This is a genomic window from Kribbella sp. CWNU-51, assembly GCF_054073265.1.
The window spans coordinates 108975-130101 of sequence record NZ_JBSXMZ010000015.1; the positions used below are offsets into that span (position 1 = coordinate 108975).

At 69.8% G+C, this 21127-nt stretch carries 19 protein-coding genes; 3 read left to right on the forward strand and 16 right to left on the reverse strand.

Features of this window, described 5'->3' with window-relative positions; genetic code table 11:
* Window positions 1–55 precede the first annotated feature (55 nt).
* The 3 genes from ACXC9Q_RS19810 to ACXC9Q_RS19820 are packed head-to-tail and all read left to right on the forward strand — an operon-like array spanning window position 56 to window position 3683.
* A complete protein-coding gene (locus tag ACXC9Q_RS19810; RefSeq protein ID WP_457058071.1) occupies window positions 56–2680 on the forward strand; it encodes a LuxR C-terminal-related transcriptional regulator in 2625 nt (874 codons plus the stop codon).
* A 54-nt stretch (window positions 2681–2734) separates the two neighbouring features.
* Window positions 2735–2962, forward strand: a complete 228-nt coding sequence (locus ACXC9Q_RS19815) for a hypothetical protein (RefSeq protein WP_329476468.1) — start codon at window positions 2735–2737, stop codon at window positions 2960–2962.
* Window position 2963: 1 nt separating this feature from the next.
* Window positions 2964–3683, forward strand: coding sequence for a DUF4386 domain-containing protein (locus ACXC9Q_RS19820; RefSeq protein ID WP_457058072.1), 720 nt, complete (start codon window positions 2964–2966; stop codon window positions 3681–3683).
* A gap of 53 nt (window positions 3684–3736) precedes the next feature.
* On the opposite strand, the gene ACXC9Q_RS19825 is transcribed toward ACXC9Q_RS19820, so the two are convergent.
* From ACXC9Q_RS19825 to ACXC9Q_RS19900, 16 genes are read right to left on the reverse strand one after another with little or no spacing between them, the layout of a single operon-like run.
* Entirely contained in the window at window positions 3737–4444 is a 708-nt protein-coding gene (locus ACXC9Q_RS19825) for a hypothetical protein (RefSeq protein WP_457058074.1), read from the reverse strand.
* Entirely contained in the window at window positions 4441–5382 is a 942-nt protein-coding gene (locus ACXC9Q_RS19830; RefSeq protein WP_457058075.1) for an ATP-grasp domain-containing protein, read from the reverse strand. The genes ACXC9Q_RS19825 and ACXC9Q_RS19830 overlap by 4 nt, the downstream gene beginning before the upstream one ends.
* The gene (locus ACXC9Q_RS19835) at window positions 5379–6056 is read right to left on the reverse strand and encodes a hypothetical protein (protein ID WP_457058077.1); all 678 of its coding nucleotides are present in this window, start codon (window positions 6054–6056) and stop codon (window positions 5379–5381) included. The genes ACXC9Q_RS19830 and ACXC9Q_RS19835 overlap by 4 nt, the downstream gene beginning before the upstream one ends.
* A gap of 1 nt (window position 6057) precedes the next feature.
* Window positions 6058–7071, reverse strand: a complete 1014-nt coding sequence (locus ACXC9Q_RS19840) for a hypothetical protein (RefSeq protein ID WP_457058078.1) — start codon at window positions 7069–7071, stop codon at window positions 6058–6060.
* 24 nt (window positions 7072–7095) lie between these two features.
* Window positions 7096–9321, reverse strand: coding sequence for a hypothetical protein (locus ACXC9Q_RS19845; RefSeq protein WP_457058079.1), 2226 nt, complete (start codon window positions 9319–9321; stop codon window positions 7096–7098).
* 7 nt (window positions 9322–9328) lie between these two features.
* Window positions 9329–10798 carry a hypothetical protein gene (locus ACXC9Q_RS19850; RefSeq protein ID WP_457058080.1) on the reverse strand — a complete coding sequence of 490 codons (1470 nt, stop codon included), beginning with the start codon at window positions 10796–10798 and terminating at the stop codon, window positions 9329–9331.
* Window positions 10795–11313 (reverse strand): hypothetical protein, encoded by a 519-nt coding sequence (locus tag ACXC9Q_RS19855; RefSeq protein ID WP_457058081.1) that lies wholly within the window; start codon window positions 11311–11313, stop codon window positions 10795–10797. Before ACXC9Q_RS19855 ends, ACXC9Q_RS19850 begins: the two co-directional genes overlap by 4 nt.
* 7 nt (window positions 11314–11320) lie before the next feature.
* The gene (locus ACXC9Q_RS19860; RefSeq protein ID WP_457058082.1) at window positions 11321–11668 is read right to left on the reverse strand and encodes a hypothetical protein; all 348 of its coding nucleotides are present in this window, start codon (window positions 11666–11668) and stop codon (window positions 11321–11323) included.
* Window positions 11668–13665 (reverse strand): hypothetical protein, encoded by a 1998-nt coding sequence (locus ACXC9Q_RS19865; RefSeq protein WP_457058083.1) that lies wholly within the window; start codon window positions 13663–13665, stop codon window positions 11668–11670. The genes ACXC9Q_RS19860 and ACXC9Q_RS19865 overlap by 1 nt, the downstream gene beginning before the upstream one ends.
* Entirely contained in the window at window positions 13662–14219 is a 558-nt protein-coding gene (locus ACXC9Q_RS19870) for a hypothetical protein (protein ID WP_457058084.1), read from the reverse strand. Before ACXC9Q_RS19870 ends, ACXC9Q_RS19865 begins: the two co-directional genes overlap by 4 nt.
* A gap of 9 nt (window positions 14220–14228) precedes the next feature.
* Window positions 14229–14723 carry a hypothetical protein gene (locus tag ACXC9Q_RS19875; protein WP_457058085.1) on the reverse strand — a complete coding sequence of 165 codons (495 nt, stop codon included), beginning with the start codon at window positions 14721–14723 and terminating at the stop codon, window positions 14229–14231.
* 1 nt (window position 14724) lies between these two features.
* Window positions 14725–16368: a hypothetical protein gene (locus ACXC9Q_RS19880; protein WP_457058086.1), complete on the reverse strand. Its 1644-nt coding sequence runs from the start codon at window positions 16366–16368 to the stop codon at window positions 14725–14727.
* Window positions 16365–19196: a hypothetical protein gene (locus tag ACXC9Q_RS19885; protein WP_457058087.1), complete on the reverse strand. Its 2832-nt coding sequence runs from the start codon at window positions 19194–19196 to the stop codon at window positions 16365–16367. Before ACXC9Q_RS19885 ends, ACXC9Q_RS19880 begins: the two co-directional genes overlap by 4 nt.
* On the reverse strand, window positions 19193–19423 hold the full coding sequence (locus ACXC9Q_RS19890; protein WP_457058088.1) for a hypothetical protein: 231 nt from the start codon (window positions 19421–19423) through the stop codon (window positions 19193–19195). The genes ACXC9Q_RS19885 and ACXC9Q_RS19890 overlap by 4 nt, the downstream gene beginning before the upstream one ends.
* 32 nt (window positions 19424–19455) lie before the next feature.
* The gene (locus tag ACXC9Q_RS19895; protein ID WP_457058089.1) at window positions 19456–19902 is read right to left on the reverse strand and encodes a hypothetical protein; all 447 of its coding nucleotides are present in this window, start codon (window positions 19900–19902) and stop codon (window positions 19456–19458) included.
* Window positions 19903–19915: 13 nt separating this feature from the next.
* A complete protein-coding gene (locus tag ACXC9Q_RS19900; RefSeq protein ID WP_457058090.1) occupies window positions 19916–21106 on the reverse strand; it encodes a hypothetical protein in 1191 nt (396 codons plus the stop codon).
* Window positions 21107–21127: the final 21 nt, after the last annotated feature.

Consider the following 21127-nt stretch of genomic DNA (forward strand, 5'->3'; position numbering starts at 1 on the left):
CCCGCAATCGCCGGGCTTACCCTCGTCTCAACGACGTCGAACGGGATGGGGTGTGATGGCCGGCCCGCTCGTCGAGACCAAGCTCTACCGCCCGCGAACTCGCCGGGGTCTGGTGGCACGGCCACGTCTCGACGACCGCCTGCGGCGGAAGGACGGCGTCGGGCTCACGCTCGTGTCAGCCCCGGCCGGGTTCGGCAAGACGACGCTGGTCTCGTCGTGGGCGGCCGAGCGTGCGGCGTGGGTCGCGCTGGAGGAGAGCGACCAAGATCCCCGCACGTTCTGGACGTACGTCTTGACCGCGTTGGAGCGCGCGGCACCGGGCGTTGCCGAGGGAGCGCTTGTGGTGCTGCAGTCGAGTCCGACGCCGATCGAGACGATCCTCGCCGGCGTCCTCAACGAGCTCAGCGTGCTCCCGGACGATGTGGACCTCGTCCTCGACGACTATCACCTCGCGGACAGCGTGGAGATCAGTCGAGGGATGACGTACCTGCTCGACCATCTCCCGCCCCAACTGCACCTGCTGATCAGCACGAGGGCCGACCCCGCACTCCCGCTGGCGCGCCTGCGCGCTCGGGGCGAGCTCGTCGAGATCCGCGCCGCCGATCTGCGCTTCACATTCGACGAGGTGAGCTCTTATCTCAACGGTGTGGCCGGGTTAGGTCTCGACGCGACGGCCATCGCGACGCTCGAAGAACGCACCGAAGGCTGGATCGCCGCGCTCGGCCTGGCAGCTCTGTCGTTGCAGGGCCGCGGTGACGCGGCCGGGTTCATCGACGGCTTCGCGGGCGACGATCGGTACGTCGTCGACTACCTCGTCGAGGAGGTCCTCGACCGCCAGCCGGAGAACGTCCGCCGGTTCTTGCTCGAGACCTCCGTGGTCGACCGGCTGACCGGACCACTCTGCGACGCCGTGACCGGACAGCCCGGGGGCAAGGCGATGCTCGAATCACTCGAGCGCCAGAACCTGTTCGTCGTACCCCTGGACGACCATCGGCGGTGGTATCGCTACCACCACCTCTTCGCCGATGTCCTCCGGGCGCATCTGCTCGCGGAACGCGGCGACGTCGCTGAGCTGCATCGACGGGCCAGCCGGTGGTACGCCGACGCCGGCGAGACGGTCGCGGCCGTTCGGCACGCCGTGGCCGCCGGGGACGTCGACCGGGCCGCCGACCTGATCGAACTCGCTGTCCCGGGGTTGCGGCGGGAGCGGCAGGAGGCGACCATCCGGCGTTGGCTGGACGACATACCCGACGACCTCGTCCGGAGACGGCCGGTCCTGGCGATCGGATTCGTCGGCGCGTTGATGGCGAGCAACGACTTCGACGGTATCGAGGATCGGCTCGAGGACGTCGAGCGACAGCTGACCGGACCTGCCGATGCCCTGGTGGTCGTGGATCGCGGCGAGGTCGAGCGTCTTCCCGGCGCCATCGAGACGTACCGGGCCGCGCTCGCCCTCGTCGCCGGCGACCCGGCCGGCACGATCGAGCACGCCGGGCTCGCGCTCGAGCGCGCCGTCGACGGTGACCACCTCACCACCTCGGCCGCCTCGGCGCTGTCCGGCCTCGCCTCCTGGGCCGGCGGGGATCTCGAGGCCGCGCATCGCGGCTACAGCACCGCCTCCCAGGGTCTCGAACGGATCGGGCACATCTCCGACGTCCTCGGCTGCTCGATCACCCTGGCCGACCTCGAGATCACCCGAGGCCGGCTCCGGCAGGCGCAGACGAGGTTCGAGCGAGCCCTCGAGCTCGCCGGTCACGAGAGCCCGGACCTGCGTGGAACGGCCGACATGTACGTCGGGTTGAGCCGGCTGGCCTGGGAGCGGAACGACCTCGACGCGGCCGGCGACTACCTGCGCCGCAGCGAAGACCTGGGTGCGAAGGCCGAGCTCCCGCAGAACCCGTACCGATGGCGGGTCGCGATGGCCCGGATCCGCGAGGCCGAAGGCGACCTCGACAGTGCACTGGACCTGCTGGATGCGGCCCTGCGGGTGTACGTCGGCGACTTCTCACCGGATGTCCGTCCGATCGCCGCGGTCCGGGCGCGACTGCTGATCGCCCGCGGAGAGCTGTCCGCGGCTGAGGATTGGGCGCAGGAGCTGTCGGTCGACGATGAGCTCTCGTATCTCCGCGAGTACGAGCATGTGACGTTGGCCAGGATTCTGCTGGCCCGGCACGGGGACGCCGTACAGCTCCTCGAACGGTTGCGAGCGGCCACTGAGGCAGGCGGCCGAATTGGCACCCTGATCGAGGTGCTGATCCTGCAGGCCCTCGCCACTCGCGATCCGGCCGCCTTGGAACGAGCACTGACCCTTGCCGAGCCCGAGGGGTACGTTCGGGTCTTCATCGCCGAGGGGCAACCGCTGGTGGCCTTGCTCGCGACACTGCATCGGCGCCGACCCGGCTGGGGCTACCTACGCAAGGTTCTCGAGGCGGCGCGCCGGCCTGCCCGGGTCAGCAAGCCGGCTGTCGAGCAGGACCTCGTCGACCCGCTCAGCGATCGCGAGATCGACGTACTTCGCTTGCTCGCGAGCGAACTCGACGGGCCGTCGATCGCCCGCGAACTCGTGGTGTCGCTGAACACCGTGCGCACCCACACCAAGCACATCTACACCAAGCTCGACGTGAACAACCGGCGTGCGGCGGTCCGGCGAGCCCACCAGCTCGGACTGCTCACCCGTTGAAGATCACCACATGATGTGATGCGTGGTCACCAGGCCCGCTCCTAACTTGCGGCTATGGACCACGACTCAGCTTGGTACGAAATCCGCCTCCAGGGGCGACTCGACCCACGGTGGGCCACCTGGTTCGAGGGGATGACCCTCACCGACCACACCGACGGCACCACCGTCATCCACGGCCTCGTGGCCGACCAGGCAGCCCTGCACGGCCTGCTCCAGCGACTTCGCGATCTCGGTCTGCCGTTGCTCTCGGTCGACCGGCAGACCCAGCACTCAGGAGACTGACATGACGATCACCGTACCGACCACAACCACCACCATCGGCTCCGCAGATCCGACCAGGAACCACGTCCGGGCCGCCGGGATCTTCTACCTGGTGACCTTCGCCGCCTCGATCCCGGCCCTGATTCTCATCCAGCCGGTGCTGAACGACACCGCCTACATCACCGGCGCCGGACAGGACACCCGCGTTCTCTGGGGCTGCTTCCTCGATTTCATCAACGCCCTCGCCGGCATCGGCAGTGCGGTCGCCCTGTTCCCCGTGCTGAAGCGACGCAAGGAGTCCCTGGCCCTCGGCTTCGTCACCTCCCGCATGCTGGAGGCCGCCGTCATCATGATCGGCGTAGTCTGTCTCCTCGCCGTCGTCACGCTGCGCCAGGATGTCGCCGGCACCGCCGGCACCAACCCCGCCACGCTCACCACCATCGGTCAGGCACTGGTCGCGGTCCGCGACTGGACCTTCCTCTTCGGTCCTGGCTTCATGCCGGCCTTCAGCGCCCTGCTCCTCGGCAGCCTGCTGTACCGGTTCCGTCTGGTCCCGCGGTTCATCCCCGCCATGGGTCTCGTCGGCGCACCGCTGCTGCTCACCGTCAACATCCTGACCGTCTTGGGACACAACAGCCAGATCTCCGCAGTGTCGGCGGTCGGGACGGTGCTCGTCGCGACCTGGGAGCTCTCGATCGGCATCTACATGACGGTCAAGGGCTTCAAGACCACCGCCGCCTGACCACACCGACCCCTGCCGGACGGTTGCCATTGGCAACTGTCCGGCTCAGTCGTTCACCAGAACAGCAGGAGGCGGCCGCGGTAGCGGACGCCGTGGCCCTGCATCGTCAGCCGGAACTCGCCCGCCTCGCGGCAGACCGAGGCGCCGATCCGGTGGAGCAGCTCGCAGTCGTTGAAGAGTACGACGCCGGCCCGGTAGGCCACGTGCACTTGCTGTCGCGGACCACCCGCCTCGGCCGGTTCGGGAACGATGTCCATGCCGGTGCCGCCGCTGGGAACGGCAAGCGGGAGGGTGAAGTTGAGGATCCCGTCGATCGCGGCGGTTCGGTCGGCGAAGTACGGCACTTGCTGCGCGAGCTGGTCGACGTGCCAGCCGCCGCCCTCGAACCGGCCGGCCCGGTCGTAGGACATCAGGTGGAAACCCGGGACGGCGAGCTCGTCCACGAAGTCCACCGGGAGGCCGTAGCGGTCCTCGAAGAAGTCGGCCACTCGGTCGTAGAGCCATCGGTAGGCGTTGTACAGCAGAGCGTTGGTGGCCCGGGCCTGTTCGGCGTACGACTGCAGGCTGGTCCGGTTGCGATAGAGCGGTGCGCCGATCGTGGCCAGGTCTGAGCCGGAGTGCCAGCACTTGTCTCGGAACGACGGCGAGGGGCTCAGCAGTTGCTGGACCGCGGACGCCGACTCGGCTTTGGTGAGGACTCGGTGCAGGTAGACCTCGGCGGGGCCGACTGGAACCCGGCGGGTTCGCGACGCCGTGCTCATCGGGTCACCTGCGCGCATGTAACAGCAGCGGCCAGCAAACCGGCAACAGCGGTCGCGATCGGCTGGCCGGTCCCGTACTCGTAGTACAGGAACGCCGGCGACGGGTTGACCTCGAAGCAGAACCACTCCCCCTCCGGCGTGACCCGCAGATCGATGCCCGCGACGGCGAGGCCGAGCCCGGAGGTCAGCAGACGGCAGCGGTCCGCGACGTCATCGGGTACGTCGGTCGTGGACAGCCGTGGGCGCGGCAGGCCCTGACGGGTGGCGTAGCGATAGTCGTCGGCGTCGCTGCGGATGCGCGTGGCGAAGATCTCCGCCCCGACCACATGAACGCGTACGTCGGTCCCCGGCACCTTTCGCTGGAACTGCGTCGGACAGGACCGGACGTCCTCAAGCGGAACGTCATCGGCCAGGCATCGGACCCGGCTGCGGATCCCGCTCGTGGACTTGTAGATCACCTGGTCGTGAGCGGCCGAGAACTCCGCGACGGCGGCTGGGTCGTTCGTCACAAGAGTCTCGGGGACGGCGAAACCGACGGCAGCGATGTCGCGGAGCTGGGCGGGCTTCGAGCCGTTGCTCGCCGAGGCGGACGGGCGGTTGACGACGTACGCCGGGGTGAGCTCGGCCCACGCGGACAGCACGTCGCCGACTTCCTGGGTGTGCCGCCAGGCCGGCGAGCCAGGCGCCTGGTCGCGTACGGCGGCCACGCGAGTGCCGTCATGTGGTCGCAGGTACGCGGCGCCGATGGTGGCGAGGTCGGCCGCCGTGTCACCCATTCGAACTGTTCCCTCGACGGTCTTTCCGACGTTGAGCTCGACTGTCGTGTCCAGCACGAGCCGTTGGTCGACGAACAGGAGCGGTACGTCGAGCCGGATGAGCTCGGCGTGTACGGCGGCAAGCGTCGAGTCGCCCGGCAGTCCCCAGAGGAGTGCTGTCACGGTGTGCCGTCCAGGACTCGTGCCAAGGCATCGGCGACGTGCGAGGGCGTGAGATCCGGCCAGGCACTGACCTGTGTGATCACGTCGTCGATGACGTCGGCCTCGAGGGTCGAGCATCCGACTGTGTCAGCCAGCCTGCACAACTTGTACCCGATCTCCACGCTCACCGGGCCGAACCAGTTGCCGCCGACAACGGTCACCCGAGTTGCCTCCGCGGTCGGGCCGTCGTTCGGGTCGTTGTCAGGCATGTCGGTCAGCGCTGCGCGGCGGATCGGACGGGCCCGGAGGCCCACCGCTGTGGCTGCCACGACCCACTGCTCTGGCCGCCAGCCGGGTCCGTTGAGGCAGGTGGTGCTCGGCCGGTTGATGACTGGTCCGGGCCATGCGCCGAGCCATGCGCGCAGGAACGCGTCCAGCTCAGCTGCCGCATACACCGCGTCCTGTGCGTTGACCTGCGGCAGGTCCGCAGCGCTGATGCCGCCGAGCCGGGTGAGCACTGACGTCACCTCCGGTCGGGAGGTCACTTCGGCTTGCGAAAGCCCGTGTTCGTCGAGGTGGAGAAGCAGGCGCTCGGAGCCGAGCTCTGCAGGTGTGAGAAGTACGGCGTCGCTCCCCCAGCGGGCGGCCAGCTCGCGGGCGGTGATGTCGTGGTCGTGCGCAAGTACCAACCGCATGTCAGCTCTCCGCAGTACCAGGCGGCGGAGCCACCTTCTTCGCCGCTTTCTTCGCGGGCGCAGTCTTGGCCGCAGCCTTCTTAGCCGCCGCCTTCTTCGCGGGTGCCTTCTGAACCGCTGCCTTCTTAGCAGGCGCCTTCTTCGCGACCTCCTCCCCCGCCGCCGTCTCCACCGCCGCAGCCTTCTTAGCGGCCGCCTTCTTCGCGGCCTTCTTTGCTGCTTTCTTTGTGGCCTCCTTCTTCGCCGGGGGTGGTGGTTCGTCGTCCAGGGCGGTGGCGCCCACGTCGGGGCGGTCGTCGAGGGTGATGAAGGTGCGCTCCCGGCCCGCCGGTGCGCCGGGCGTCAGGTTCGGCGCGAAGGGGGTGTCGAGTTGCTTCTCGATGGCGACCAGCTTCTCCAGGGTGGAGACCTTGTCGATGTGGTCCTTGTCCTTGTGTTCCTTGTGGTCCTTACCCTCCTTGTCCTTGCCCTCCTTGCTCTGCTCCTTCTCCTTCGTCTCCTTGCCTTCCTTGCCCTCCTTCGACTCCTTCCCCTCCTTGGCCTCCTTGTCCTTGCCCTTCGCGTCCAGCCGGCTGTCGATCTCGGTGATCTTCGCCTCCAGTTCCTGGGTCAGCTGGAAGACCTCCCGCCGCAACTCGGCGACGCAGTTGCTCGACGTCTGCAGGTCGCGGGAGATGCTGTCCAGCTCCCCCTCGAGCGCGTGGAAGCGGGCGTTGAACCCGATCTCGTCCGGCGTCTGACCGCCCTGCACCACGGTGACGCCGTCGATGAAGTCCGGATGCACGAACAACCGTTGATAGGTCAGCACACACTCCGGCGCGGTCTCGGCGATCTGCACCTGGAAGGTGAACCCGGCCTCACGCTCGGCTCCCGCAGCGGAGCGGGAGATCGCCCGGCCGAGGACCGCGATCACCGCGTCCTCGCCGAGGCCGGCCTCCCGCAGCGCGGCCGCGATCGTGCTTCCCGGTACGCCGAAGACGAGCGGCCCCTCGGCGTTGCTGTCGTTGGTGGACATGGTCCCCTCCTGCGCGGCGGCTGATCAACGAACGGTGCGGTAGTGGCGATAGGTCCGGGCTGCGGCGGCGGTCAGCGGGAACGGCGTCCCGAAGCCGTCCACGTCGACGTGGTGCTGGCGTAGGTCCCACGTGTTCGCCCGTACGCCGACGGGCGTCACCAGCTCGACCAGGTTCATCAGGTGCTCGTACTGGCGCAGCGTCAACAGCGCCCCCTCGGGCAGCGCGGGACTCCACTCGTACGGGTCGTTGCCGAGTCCGCGGACATGGGCCAGACAGCTCACCACGCTGATGCCCACACCGGCCGCGTAGATCTGCGTGACCGATCCACGCCGCGGGTCGAGCCGGACGGCCTTGCCCGCCAGCCCGCGCGACTCCCAGCGATAGAGCACGGTCTGACGCGCGGCCAGATTGCTCCCCGCCAGCGGCAGCCCGGTCACGCCGAAGACGAGTACGACGTTGCCGTTGGCATCGATGAACGCGACCACACTGCTGGCCCCCGCCGCCGCTGCCGCCGTCAGAACGGCAGCGACCTGTTCGGGGTGAGCGGTGATCGCCGCGGTCCCGTCCGGCCCCAGATCGAACGCCGCGAACAACCGCGTGGACACCGCACCCAGCTGCCGCCGGAATCCGTCGAGCTGCTCGGCAACCGGCACGCCGAGCTGCGCCAGCCGCTGGGTGAGGTCCGGAAGCACCGACCCCGCTTGTGCTCCCGGCAACAGACCCGACACGTCGACAGGCGTGAGCTGGTGGGCTTCCATCGCCGCGACCACAGCGGCCAGCGGAGCGTCGTACCCGGTGTTCGTCGACGTGACGAGGCTCGCCGTGGCGGTCAGTGGCAAGGGCGCGTCCGGGCCGGGCGTCAGGTCGACGACGAGTGGGCCCATCGGCAGCGTGCTGACGAACACGGTTGCGTCCGGCAACAGTTCGGCGGTGCGCAAGCCGCAGGCGTCGAGCAGCCACGCGCCGGCCGGATCGTCCGACCGCGGCCGCGGCACGAGGCCCGGGTCGCCCAGAGCCTGCGCGGCGGCAACCGCGGCATCGAGGACGGCCGCATCGGGTGCCGACAGCTGCGCGCCGAGACCGAGCTCGAACCGCGAGCCGCCGTCGTCGTGCTGTCCGGCGACGACAGCTGTCCACGGTTGCGCACCCAGTTGCCGGCACCGGGTCTCGAGCAACTCCAGCGCGCCGGCCAGGCCCGGCGCGAGCGGTTGGTGATCCGGCAACGCCCAGCGCGCCAGAGCCGCGCGGGTCCTCGCCACCCGATCCTGAACGCGCTGCGGCAGCAGACGTGCCTGATGTGCCGCGTCCCCGTCTGCGCTGCCGGCGGGCCAGACCAGGTGCACCTGCCGAACAGCCTGCAGCAATGTGGCCCTGCTGCCCGGGGAGTCCGGCGCAACCAGCCGGAAGGCGACGTGGACCGCGTTGCGGGTCTCGTCGATCTCGACCGGAGCGGGCAAGCCAGGTCCGGGGGCGCTGTTCAGGACGCTCTCACCCCAGGACGGCGTGGGCAGTCGCCAGCCCCGCAACAGCGCGAGCCGCCCCCGGTACTCCGCGTCGTCCTCGAGGCGGCCCGGTGGCGACAGCGGTTGGGTCGCAGGAGACCGTCGTACGGCGTCCCACACCAACTCGTCGGCGAAGCGCGGGCACCCGAGATCGGACCCGATGCGATCGAGGGCGTTCCCGCGCGCATCGGCCAGCTCACGCATCGCTGTGACCTCGCGAGCGCATCGCCGCAGCCGCTGCTTCTCCGCGAGGACTGCCGCGAGCACGCGGCCGGTCAGACCTTGGACGAGATCGATCCGCACCAGATTCCGGACCTTGGCAGGCGGCAGCTGAGTCGTCGTTCCGTCCGCGGCGATCAAGGTCGCGGACACCGACAACTGAAGCTGCGGCGCTACCCCGGACTCATCCACCGACGGGACATACGCAGGCACGCTGCTTCCCGCCTGACTCCACACCTCGAACGTCACCGCCGGCTGATCCGCAGCCGGCCCCGGCTGAAGAACCCGCGGTACGACGACGCACCGGTCCCGCTCGGTGTCGACCAGCAGCGTCACGTTCAGTACGGCGTACCGACTGCCGGCCGGCACGGTCACCCGCGCGTTCGCGACAGCGTCCCAGGGCAAGGTCTCCGGTGTCGTCGCACCCGCCAGCGGGCCGATGAGCTCGCGGGCGACGGCCGCGAGTGATCCGGCGCCGGGCTCGGCGACCTGGTCGAGCAGGTCTGCCGTGGTCTGCGGGACTGTCATGGTCACCTCACCGCACCGACAGCAGGTCCGGGGCGTCGACCAGTACGGCGATCTGGCCGGCGCCGAGCGTGAGGTTCTGATCGGCGTCAAGGACCTGCGGGCCGTCACTGCCATCCGTCGTACTGCCCGCCGCATCGACCAGCGGTGGGAACCGGACGAGCCGGAGGCTGACGACATCGGTGATGCCGGGCTCGGACATCAGGGCCGCCGTGATCGCAGCCGACCGGACCGGTTCGGCCAGCCGGAGGCGGTCGACGACGCGATGCAGGCGCTCCGCGAGCCGGCCCTTGAGCGCCAGTGCCGACGGGCTCGAGTTCGTGCTCGCCGTACTCCCGGCCGGCAACGCCAGTCCCGTCGTCACGATCTCGGCCTGGACACCGACGAACACCTGGTCGGCCTCGACCACGTCAGGGAAGACACCGACCGGGCGGACGTCGCGGATGGCGGCTTCGACGGATGCTTGCAGCCCGTTCGGCCCGTCCCATACGGCTGCCTCCGTCGGCGCGACGAGGACGCTGACGAAGTACGGCGACGCCAGGTCACGGTCGATCGCGAACATCCGCTCCAGGAAGGTGAAGTCGCCGAACACGGACTGAGACAGGTCGATGCCGCCCCAGCCGTCGCGGACACTGACCTGGCGGACGCCCGGCAGGAGCGAGACCGTCGTGGCGATGGCCTCCGCGGACCAGATCGACCGTGGCGCCGCCAGCAGCAAGGCCCGGTACCGCTCGTCGTCCCAATGCTGTTCACCGCCGGTCAGTGCGGCGGTGTGCGCGATCCGGACCAGCCCCTGACCGGCCGCCGACGCACCGGCGGGCAGTCCGGCCGCCGCGTCGGCTGCGAGCAGGTCGGCAAGTTTGCCATCGGCAACTTCCCAGCGGTCGATCCGCTGCGGATGGTTGCCATCGGCATCGGTAACGGAAGGGTCCAGGTTCCCGATCGGACCCGGGTCGAAGCTGACCACGGCCGCGGGCAACGACGTCGTACGACCGGACAGTGTCGTCGTCGCGGCGAGGGCCACCCGGTGGCCGCCTGGCGTACTCATCCGGCTGCCGCGCGGGAGCACCAGTTGCTCGATGCCGTTCGGCAGCGCGCCGGCCAAGGTGAGCGTGATCTGGCCGGACGCCACCAGGAAAGGCCGGTCGAGGCCCAGCTCGGCACCGAGATCGCCCAGCGCCTGGCCGCGTGCGGTGCTGACGAAGCAGTCGTCGTAGAGCGCGCCGAGAGCGGACCACGTCCGCGCGTCCTCGAGTGCGCTGACCTCCAGCAGTTTGCGCAGCACGCTGCCGCTGGACAGGTCGAGGTCCTCGTCGATCAGCCGGCGAGCCAGCGCGATCTTCTCCGCCAGCAGCCGGGTGAACGGCTTGGGCAGGAACCCGGCCGCGGTGACGCCGAACCCGTCGCTGCCGGTCGACCGGGTCACCTCGTCGTCCACCGCCAGGATCTCGGTGAGGTCCAGGCTCGTGTCGTCGCTCACTGTCCGTCCTCCTGTCTGGCCTGCTGTCCGGCGTCCGGTACCGGGCCGAGTCCAGCCACGGTGAGAGATCCACCGGCGTCGCTGATCGCCTCGAAGGACACCGTGACCGCCAGCGCCCGCGAGCCGCCCGTCGGTGTGACGACGGTCAGCTCGGTGATCCGCCGTACGCGCGGATCGGCGGCCACCAGCTGCGCGACCGCGCTGCGCAGGGCCTCCCGGGCGATCGCCGGAGACGTCTGCTCCGCCAGCGGTCCGAGTCCGAGGAAGCCGAAGCGACCGTTGAAGGGGTCGCTGCCGCGCAAGGTGGCCAGGCCGACGGCCAGGTCCTGCGTGAGCGCGTCGACCCCCTCGACGATGTCGAGGTCGACGCCACCCGGCGTACGACGCAAGGCCACATCGCGGGCCAGGTCCGAAGGATCGACAAGGCCGGCCCGGACACCGGCACCGAGCAGCCGGCGGCGCCGGATCGTCTCATCGGACGACGGACCGGGAGTGCTGGGAGTGATCGGGCTCATGGCGTCCTCACGAGGCGGTCAGCTTGGACTGTCCGGGGTCGATGGTGGCCGAGAAGATCGTGGCCAGATCGTTCGCGGTCGTGACCTTGTCGCTGTCGAGCAGCACCGGTTCGCGGCCGACGGTGAGCTTGGCCGCGCCGGTACTGGTCACGGCCGTGCTGAGGCACGGATGACTGTTCCCGTTGGGATCCTTGAACTTGCACCCCGAGTACTGGCCGGCGCCCGCGACCACAGCCAACGGGATCACCGGCGACCCACCGACGGTGAGTTTCACCGGACCAGCGGTCAGGCTCCGCGTGCCTTCGTGGGCGCACGTGACTTCGCCGTCCTCGATGACGACCGCAGGGCGCGCCATCAGCTCACGTCCATCGTGCCGGAGACGGACACCTTGACGTTCGCGGCCTTCATCGTGATGTCGCCGCTCCCGGCGTCCAGGGTGATCCCGGTGCCGGTGATCGCGATCGTGCCGTCGTTGTGCAGTTCGATCCGCGCCGTCTTGCCGTCCTTCGTGTTCTCCAGCAGTACGACGCCCTCCGCCCCCGGATCCGGTCGCTCGGTGGACTTGTGCAACGTGCCGGCCACCCGCAACGTCAGGCCGCTGACCTCGACGATCCGGCGGCCGTCGGCATCGATGAGGTCGTGACTCCCGAAGCCTTCATTCGGCGGCGCGCCTTCCTCGTCCGCGGCGAGATCCTCGGTCGGGACCGCCACCGGCAGGACCAGCCACCAGTCACCCGGCGCCGCGGGTGGCATCGCCCCGTCGTCCCACACGCTGCCGATGTCGACGACGTCCTGGCCGCCACCGGTGTCCGCGAGCAGGACCCGCTCACCCGGGTAGCGCGGAAGGATGAGGCCGTACCCGCCGTACGCGAACGGGGTGACGACCGGCACCTGGCGCAGTTCGCCATGTCCGGTCGGAGTGACCTGCAGACGCCGCACTGCCGAAGGCTTGCCGTCGTCGGGGGCCAGCGAGTACCAGACGTCGCTGCTCGTCTGGTCGGGCGAGCCGCTGTCCTGCGCCGACGGATGCGCCCGGACCTGCCCGATCAGGAGACGCAACGCCCGGCTGCCGCGGGACACCGTCCGCGCGAGTCCTTGGAACGCCTTGGCCGTCCCGGACGCCACATCGGCCGGAACACTGCCGCGCACCGAATCAGCGTCGGCGGGCGCATCGTCGTGCCGGGCCGGTGGCACCGGATCCCAGCCTTCGTCCTTGTCGTCCCGCAGGACCGCCGCGCGGACGACGGTGACGAAGCCCTGCCGGATCGAGAGTCGATGCGTCACCCCGGTCACGAGACACCTGGAGCCCGCGACCTCGCTCGACCGCGAACCGACCAGGTCCGCGAGGTCGTTGAGCAGCGGCAGCCCCAGCCCGGTCGGTGCCAGGGACGGGAAGTCGTCCGGCGGCAGCGGGATCTTCACGGTGTCACCGGGCTTGACGTCCGGACGGCCGAGACAGGTGGCAGTGACAGTCGCTCGCGGCTCGGCAGCCGGCTTCCCGCCGGCCTCAGGTATCGGTGCGTCGGCATCGGCGCCGCGGGTCACCGCAAGCAGGCCGACCGACTCGTCCAGGACACGCTCGACCCCGAGCCGCGCCGTGCCGGCATCCGTTGCCGTCCACAACCCGACATGCAGTACGCCGTCGCGCACAACCGCCGTGGACAGCCCCTGCAGACCGAGTGCCGCCGCAGCCTGCGACCGTACCGTCCGCATCGCATCGAGTGCCGAACCCGGGCGGACATCGGCGAAGTCCTTCTGATCCGCCGCCGGGGTGAGCTTCTTCAACCCGTGCGTCACGATCGCCACGCCGGCGTCCCGGGCGATGCCCTGCGCGGCCGAATCGAGGTTGTCGTAACACAGTCCGCCGCGGACGACAGCCGCACCGAGCCGGGCGAACACGACCTCCCGTCCGCTGATGATCGTGTCGTAGCGGCGCTCCCCCGCCTGCCGCCGTACCGCATCGACCCGGATCACCGCGACCAGGCTGCCGTCGGGTGGGCTCTGACTGCCGCCGAGGAGATCGGTCAGACCCGCGGCCCGGGTCAGGTCCGCGAGTACGCCGGAGCCGGAGTCCTTCCACCACAGGTGGATCGCCGCCCGCAGGCGCTTCCCGGCGGGGAGCCGGATGCGCTGGTAGTCCTCGTCCGTGAGTCCCTCGACGACGATCTCGTACCGTCCACCAGACAGGTCCGCGGGAAGCGTTGCAGCGACGCTGCCGTCGTAGACGTCCCCGCTGATCGTCAGCCGCGGCGGCCCACCTTCACGCTCGTCGGAGAACACCACGGCCCAGGTCGGCAGCGTCCCCGGGGTCACGTCGCGGCTCGGGCTGCCGAGCGGATCGGTCAGGGTCATGGCGCGCTCCTTCGGACCAGATCGAGGGCCGGATCACCGGCGGTCGAAGCCGGGCCGACGTCGCCCGCGACCAGCAGGTCGCGCCAGCGCAGGACGATCCGGCTGCTCGAACGGCCGGCGGATCGCAACGCGGCCGCGGTCAGGACCAGGCGGTCCACGACTACCTCGACCTGGGCCTGTCCGCTGTCGGCGAAGCGGATCGCCCGATGCTCCACGAGTACGGCGCTGTCCGCGATGCGCTCGTCCACGAGCAGGGTCAACCGGGGCCGGGGCATGTCGACAGGTGTCCGGTCGGTCGACGTACCGACGGTGCGGTCGTCCCAGACCACGGTCAACGGGTCCGCGTCCAGCAGGACCCGGGCAACCCCGACCGGCACCGCGAGTACCAGAGTGCGAGAGGCGTCCAGCGCGAGCCGGGCCGGTACGCCATCCGTCAACGGTGAGTCGACGACAGTGCCCGCGGGCGTGGGCGTCGGCGCGACCGCGTCCGCTCCGAGGGCGTCGGCGTACGCGTCGACCATCGGCCGGGAGACGAAGGCAGGCAGCTGTGTCATCCGGCGGCCTCAGAAGGGCAGGACGTCGGTGAGTGCGCCGACCCCGATAGCAGTGACGTCGATCAGCCTGGTCAGGCTGCCCGGCGGTGGCAGATGGATCAACCTCATGGTCAGGTCGATCGTGTCCCGGCGGGCGGCGGTGAAGCTGAACGACAGCGATTGGACCGCAAGGTTGGTGCGGACCGTGGCGCTCGAGACCAGCACCAGCCCGGTGCCGAGGCCACCCGTCTTCGGAGAGATCACGGTGCCGTAGCGGCTCGCCTCGGCGATGTTCTCCAGCGCCGTCTTCCACTCCATCCGCAGCGGCCCGATGAGTACGGCGCTCAGCCCGATCGAGTCGTCGTGGGCCGGCAACGCCACCCGCCGGCTCGTCCCGCCGATCGGCGGCACGGAGAACGTCGAGTCGATCGACAGCTGGGTGACCGCCCACAGCGGCACGGGTACGACACCGTCGAACAGCACCGCACTCGGGGTGTGCAGGTACGGCGCGAAGCTGCTGGTCATCTCACTCCCCTCGAAGCGCCTTCAGCTGACGGACCAGCGCGCGAACATCGGCGGCGGTCACGTGATCGGTCCACCGGGCAGCGCGACCCGAGAACGCCTTGATCGCCGCATCGATCCGAGCGAGCCGGGCCGGATCGGGAGGACCCGTGGTGATGTCGCGGTGCAGGTCCTGGATCGCGTTGGTCAACGCATCGATCGCCTCGACCAGCCGGACGTCCTTCGAGGTGAATGCGTGCTTCAAAAGCTTGCCGTCGAGCAGTTTCGTCAGGGTTTCGAGCCGCTGACCGGTCCGCGCCACCGACGGGTGGGCGAGTTCCGGCGTGGTGCTCCGGGTCCGGCCGAGGGCGTCGACAATGACCTCCGGCGGCTCGACCCGTTCGATCGGTGGCTGGGTTCCGGTCTCGCCCGCCTCGGCCGCGGACTCCAGCGCTGCGCGGCTCTCCCTGGTCAGCGGCGCGCCGAACACCTCGGCGGCCGGTGACACTCCGATCAGCTCGAACTGGACGTTGGCGTCGCTCGGCGCGGACCCTGTCGGGACGCTCGTCTCGAAGACGTACAGCTCGAAGATCTGTCCTTCGACGACCGCACTGATCGTGTACTCGCGATCCGCCAGCGTCTGTCCTTTCTTCTTCGTCCGCGTGGTCCACAGGTACTCGACCCCGGGCTCCGCGTTGTCCCGCAAGTTGCGGACCCATTGCTCGACGCCGCGGTTCTCCAGCCACTGGTTGATCCGGCGGACCGCGTGGGCGACGCCGTACGGCGCGTCGAAGCCCAGCCCGGGCGAACCGGCACCGTGGGCGCGCTCGGTCCCGGCCGCGCGGTAGGCCTCGCTCACGTCCGCGGCGCTGAACAGCACGTCCTCCCCGCGAGTGAACCTCCGGGCCTTGGTGACACTCGGCCCGGCCAGCAACTCCTCGACGATCGCCCCGGTGCCCGGCTCCTTCCAGACCCGATAGCCGTAGTCCGGGAAATGCAGTACGACGCCTTCCTCGAGGTCCGGGAACTTCCAGTAGAGACCGTCGACGTCCATCTCGAGCGTGATGTCGCCCGGCCGCTTCACCGACTCGCGCCACTTCTTCCCGCGGCGACCCCGGATCGCGTCGCCCTCGCGGGGTGCCCGGCTCGGCCGGTCGCCGACTCCGGGCCGCGCTCCCGGGTACTGCGGTTCCGCTCGGCGCCGGCCGGCCGGTTTCGCCGGCTCCGGCAGTGCCAGCGGGACGGCTGGCTCGACAGTGGTGGGTGGTGGTTCCGATCGTGGCAACGGCGGGAGCGGCTCGATCGCACCGCCGTCCCGCTCGGCCCACGTCTTCGGATCGGCGAGTTCCTTGGTCTGCGCGTGGAGCTCGTCAAAGGCTCGGCGCATCGCGGCCGCGTCGAGGGGTTCCGCCGTACCGTTGAGCACCTTCTCGTAGACGAAGTGGATCGCCTCGCGCAGCTCGGCCATCCGGGTGACCACCCGCGTCATCTTGGTGACGTACGCCGCCCCGAGCAGGTCCATCGCGTCGAGCACGGACTCGGTGACGACCTTCTGCGCGTGCTCGTTCTCCACGTTGAACCGCTTGGCGAAACTCTCGACCACGGGATGACCCTGCAGCGCGACGCGGACGTGGATCTCGCTCGGATGACCACGGATCCTGAAGTTCACGGCGTACCTCCCTCGATCGCCCGACCGAGTACGTCGCCCAGGTCGCCGACCCCGGCCTCGCCGGTGACAGTCACCTGATGGGCAACCGCCTCGGTGATCCGGTTCATCGCCTTCTCCAGCGCCAGGTTGATCAAGTAGCCCTGCGTCAGTTCCTTGACGAACCGCACCGTGAAGTGTTCGAGGCTCAGCTCGGCGAGTTTCTGCACGACCTCGCGCATCGCCTGCCGGGTCGCGGCGATCGCCAGCTCCGTCGCCTCACCCTTCATCGCCGCGCGGCCGAGGGTCCGGGCACCCCGGAGCGCCGACGGCACCTCCGGTACGACGGCGAGCGCCAACCCGATCACCGCGGCCCACATCTCCGCCTCGACCTGCGCCTTCGACAGGATCTCGTCCGCATCGAGCATCGCCCGCTGGAGACTGCGATGCTCGAACGCGGTCTCCAGTCCCTCGGCCGCCTGGATCACCCCGACCGCGAACGCGAGCGGCGCGCAGAAGATGGCCAGCACGGTCAGCCCGACCAGGTTGAGAATCTCCGACAGCTCGGCCTTGCCGATCTCCACATCCGCCAGCCGCCGGATGCCGGCCACGTACGGAGCAGGATCGGCGAACGCCGGCCGCAGCCGCTCGTCCGCGAGCTTGTAGATGCCCGTCAGCTGGGCACCGATCTCGCTCTCCCCGTCGTCACGGCGGAAGTTCGCCAGGCCGAACGCCAGCTTGCGATCGCTGACCGCGTTGCCCTTCCAGCGATCGTTCTCCTTGATGAGGTCGGCGAGCAGCTCACGGAAGAAGTCGTCGACCGCGGTTGTGAGGGCGTGGCCCATGGCGGTCGAGGCGTGCGCGTCGAAGAACTGTGCGGCCTTCAGCTTCTCCACCACCTCCTTGACCTCGGACACCTTGTCCAGCACGGGGTCGACGGCCGTCACCTGCTGGCGCTGCGTGGTGAGGACGGCGTCCAGTTCGGCCAGGCTCCACCACCGGCCCTTGCCGTCGTACACCCGCAGGCCGTCCTTGAACCGTGCGACCGTCCCGGCCTCGGGCGAGCGGGACTCGGGTCTGGAGGTGACGGAGTCCATCACCTTCCCGGTCATCTCGATCCAGCCCGCGGCGAGCTGCCCGCCGGCCGACATCGACGTCATCAGCAGCAGTCGCTCACGTCCGAGCTCCTCGGCCAGCGCCTCGCGCAGCCCCATCAGCTCGGGCACGTCCGCGAGCATGACGGTGAGCAGCATCCGGGTCAGCTTCATGTACGACGCGAAGTTCTCGGCCCGGTTGTGCAGTTCGTGACCGCTGGAGAAGAGCACCTGCAGCAGCACGTCCTGGCACTGGGTGACGAACATCGACGCCACCGCATCGTCGCGGGCCGAACCGAGCACATCGGCGAAGCGCTCGACCCATTCCCTGGACTGCCCGGCGACCGGGCACGGCAGTGCTTTCCGATCGTCCTGGCTGAGCATCGTGTTGATGTACGCGCGCTCGAGCTCCTGAACCGGCCCGAACGCCGCGGCCATGTTCCGCAGCTGCGGACCCATCGGCGCCCGGTTGCGGGTGAGCGTCCGGCAGTTGCGGTCGATCCGGACCATCGCGCCGATCAGGAAGCCGCCGACGAACTTCCCCGGGCTCATGTGCAGCACACCCGCGACCTCGCTCATCTTCCGGCTCAGCCGGGCGGAGACCGCGGGTGGGAAGAGCTCGACGGCCGGCTCGCCGAGGAATGGTGTCTCAGGCGTCGACGGCGATTCGTGCAGCAGGCCCAGCATGCCGAGCCACATCGACGGTTCCTCGGCATCGAGCGGCGGGCACTTGCCGTAGGTGTCTTCGCGTTCCTCCGGATCGTCCTCGGTGACCACGACGACGTCCATCGGTCCGCGCGGCATCCGTGGCTCGGCCTCGCCGATCCAGACCGGCGCGCCGCCGGCCGTCAGCTGGTAGAGGTACAGCGTGTCGCTGGTACGGGCCGGAAGACGTTTGATCCGCTTCAGCGCTTGGCGTTTCAGGTCCTCTTCGCCGACGCCCACGGCGTCGCGCATCAGGTCGATCATCATGGCCTGCACGAGCAGAGCCTGCACCTGTGCCTCACCCGCGGCCTGGCCGTAGAAGCTCCAGCGGTCCGCACTGACGAAGTCGACGTTGGCGAGCCGGGCCTCCTTGTTGCCGCCCGGGAAATCCCACACGCCCAGCGGCATCGCGTCATGCACAGTCGCCTGAGTGCCGGCGAAGTCGACGAAGGCGATGAACGCTCCGTCGCCTTCCGGCGGCGCGCCGATGACGGCAACCGTCTCCGACGGCACACCGCCGATGCGCCGAACTATTTCAATCCCGATCTCCCGGGGATTGGTCAGTCTGCGCAGCCGCTGCGGATGCGGCTTGCCGGTACTCGCGGTCCCGGGGTCCGGCGGCATACCGTGCAACCGCACGTCCGCCGTCTTGCCGTCGTGGTCGTAGTACGGCACCTGGTAGGCGTCGCCCGCCGCGCCCGCTACGAGGCGATCGTCGTCGAGCCGCTCCCCCTGACCGGACCTGACCTCCACGTCCTCGGACCCGGTTGTACGACGGGTCAGCCGAGCCGCCGCCAGGTCGACGCTCGTCAGTAGAGACTCCTCGAGCGCACTGGACACTCGGCCCGGCACCGGATCGCCGCTGACTGAGACGCTGCTCGCAACGACCCGGCAATCCGTCGCCTCACTGACGAGTCGCACGGCCAGCGCCCGATCGACGGCCCGGCCCAGCGCGGCGTCGACGGCATCCGTGACCAGCGCGACGAGTTCGTCGTCGACACGGTCCTCGGTGACCTCGACCCGCACCTTGACCGGTACCCGCACCGTCGTCACGTCAGCGCCTCCAGCGCCGCGGTGAGTTGGCTCAGCGTCGCGTACACGTGGTCCTCGGGATCGCAGGCCGGCACGATCCGGATCTCGACCTCGACGGGGAACTCGAGGACCAGCCCGTCGTCCTGGATGCGCGCGAGCACCGCCTCGCTGTCCGGAGCGGGCACCACGAGCTCGCCCTGGCTCAGCAGCACCAGGCCGGTGCGCTCGACGACGCTCGGCTCCTCCATGACAACTCCCCCTCGGGTTTCGGTCGGCTGGGCTACTGCGGTGCGTTCGTGGTCGTGCCGGCGGTGTCGGTGACGGCGGCGGCGAGGGAGAAACCGGAGAAGGTCGCGACCGGCGCCCCGCTGACGGTGGCCGAACCGGGCGCGGCGCTGGTGATGTAGCACTGCGACAGCACGATCGTCGAGAAGGACCAGTCGTCGCCCTCCTGCTCGAGCAGCACGATCTCGAACGGGTCACCACGCAGCGCGAGCGCGGTGAGCTCGGCCGCGGCCGGCCCGATCGCGGTGACCGACAACGTGAAGGTCAGCGACTGCGGCGTCGCGACCACCCCCACGTGGGTCCGTTCGATCGAGTGCAGCGGTTCGGCGCTGGTGCCGAACGTCGGAACGTAGGACTGCGCCAGGAAGACGCGGGTCTCGTTCCCGTCGACGGTGAACCGGACGCCCAGACGGGTCTTCCAGTCGGACTGCGTGATGGTCATCGCTGCTCCTGCCTCAGAAGTGCGGCTTCAGAATGACGTCGAGCTGGTGGACGACGGCGGCGATCTCGACCAGCAGCGTCACGTCGACCTGCCGGGTCTGGCGGGCCGTGACGAGGCGGGCCGCATCGGCGGCGTCCCGCGCGTTCTCGGGCACCGAGAGGATCGCGAGCAGCGGGATCGAGACCACGAACGAGTCGATCGCACCCGACGCCACGAACGGCCCGACGATGCCTTCGATCCGGACCCGGATCGCGGTCAGCCCGGCCTTGGTGATCGACGTGTCGCCGATCGCCCCGATCAGCCCGGCCCGCAGCGAGAACTCGAGCTGGTCCAGCAGCGTCAGCAGGTCGACGTAGTTGCGGGCCGCGTCACTGGAGAACAGCCCGCCGTCGCCGAGGTACAGACCGGAGCCGGGGATCAGCGCGGGATCGACGAGCGGGATGACGCCCTGCCCGGCCAGCCCGGTGATCTCGGCCGGCGTGTATTGAGTGGTCACCGGCATCGTGAAGCCACGGACCTGTTTGAGGACGACGCTGGTCCCCGGCGGGTACCCGGCGATCGCGCCCATCACGGCCGCGGCGGCGTCGGCGGTGGCCGTCGTACTCGTCGGGTCGAGAGTCGCCCCGCGGGCGGCGACCAGGACCATCCGGCCGGAGTCGCTGCGCAGTGGATCGTCGGTGGCCAGGACGTCGGTGACGTAGGTCACCGACCGCGGGGTGGCCGGGTCGATCATCGCGACCGCGATCCGTTTGCTGCCGGCGGCCGACGCGGTCTCGACGTGCTCCTTCAGCGCCATCAGCCCGGTGGCCGCGGTCGCGCCGCTGGTCGCCGTACCGACCGTGGTCTCGCCCGCGAGTGCGACGAACGTGACGTCGTCGGCGGCGTCGAGACCGGCCAGCGCCTCGGCGTAGGCATCGTCGGTCGCCGTGCGTACGCCGTACACCTTGCTCGGCCGTGGGTCCTGGGCGAGGACGAGGTCCAGGCTCCGGGTCAGCGCGTTGGCCGTCGTACCACTGGCGAAGGAGCTCATGATCGACGCGTGGTCGGTGACCTCGACCGGGGTCGCGGCCGGCGCGGACGCGCCGGACGCCGCGTTGCCGACGACGGCGACCACGCCGGGGTTGCGTTGTGCGGTGGGGACCAGGGCACTGGTGTCGATGGTCACGTTCACGTACGGGTACGCCGGTTGCACCAGGGTGCTCATGCAGTCCTCCGGAGTTTCGGG

What these genes read in the sequence shown, in the direction of transcription:
- ACXC9Q_RS19845 (WP_457058079.1), bottom strand. Translation starts at nt 9,321, where the DNA reads ATGACAGTCCCGCAGACCACGGCAGACCTGCTCGACCAGGTCGCCGAG.
- ACXC9Q_RS19820 (WP_457058072.1), top strand. Translation starts at nt 2,964, where the DNA reads ATGACGATCACCGTACCGACCACAACCACCACCATCGGCTCCGCAGAT.
- ACXC9Q_RS19835 (WP_457058077.1), bottom strand. Translation starts at nt 6,056, where the DNA reads ATGCGGTTGGTACTTGCGCACGACCACGACATCACCGCCCGCGAGCTG.
- ACXC9Q_RS19890 (WP_457058088.1), bottom strand. Translation starts at nt 19,423, where the DNA reads ATGGAGGAGCCGAGCGTCGTCGAGCGCACCGGCCTGGTGCTGCTGAGC.
- ACXC9Q_RS19900 (WP_457058090.1), bottom strand. Translation starts at nt 21,106, where the DNA reads ATGAGCACCCTGGTGCAACCGGCGTACCCGTACGTGAACGTGACCATC.
- ACXC9Q_RS19855 (WP_457058081.1), bottom strand. Translation starts at nt 11,313, where the DNA reads ATGAGCCCGATCACTCCCAGCACTCCCGGTCCGTCGTCCGATGAGACG.
- ACXC9Q_RS19870 (WP_457058084.1), bottom strand. Translation starts at nt 14,219, where the DNA reads ATGACACAGCTGCCTGCCTTCGTCTCCCGGCCGATGGTCGACGCGTAC.
- ACXC9Q_RS19840 (WP_457058078.1), bottom strand. Translation starts at nt 7,071, where the DNA reads ATGTCCACCAACGACAGCAACGCCGAGGGGCCGCTCGTCTTCGGCGTA.
- ACXC9Q_RS19895 (WP_457058089.1), bottom strand. Translation starts at nt 19,902, where the DNA reads ATGACCATCACGCAGTCCGACTGGAAGACCCGTCTGGGCGTCCGGTTC.
- ACXC9Q_RS19810 (WP_457058071.1), top strand. Translation starts at nt 56, where the DNA reads ATGGCCGGCCCGCTCGTCGAGACCAAGCTCTACCGCCCGCGAACTCGC.
- ACXC9Q_RS19875 (WP_457058085.1), bottom strand. Translation starts at nt 14,723, where the DNA reads ATGACCAGCAGCTTCGCGCCGTACCTGCACACCCCGAGTGCGGTGCTG.
- ACXC9Q_RS19865 (WP_457058083.1), bottom strand. Translation starts at nt 13,665, where the DNA reads ATGACCCTGACCGATCCGCTCGGCAGCCCGAGCCGCGACGTGACCCCG.
- ACXC9Q_RS19815 (WP_329476468.1), top strand. Translation starts at nt 2,735, where the DNA reads ATGGACCACGACTCAGCTTGGTACGAAATCCGCCTCCAGGGGCGACTC.
- ACXC9Q_RS19825 (WP_457058074.1), bottom strand. Translation starts at nt 4,444, where the DNA reads ATGAGCACGGCGTCGCGAACCCGCCGGGTTCCAGTCGGCCCCGCCGAG.
- ACXC9Q_RS19860 (WP_457058082.1), bottom strand. Translation starts at nt 11,668, where the DNA reads ATGGCGCGCCCTGCGGTCGTCATCGAGGACGGCGAAGTCACGTGCGCC.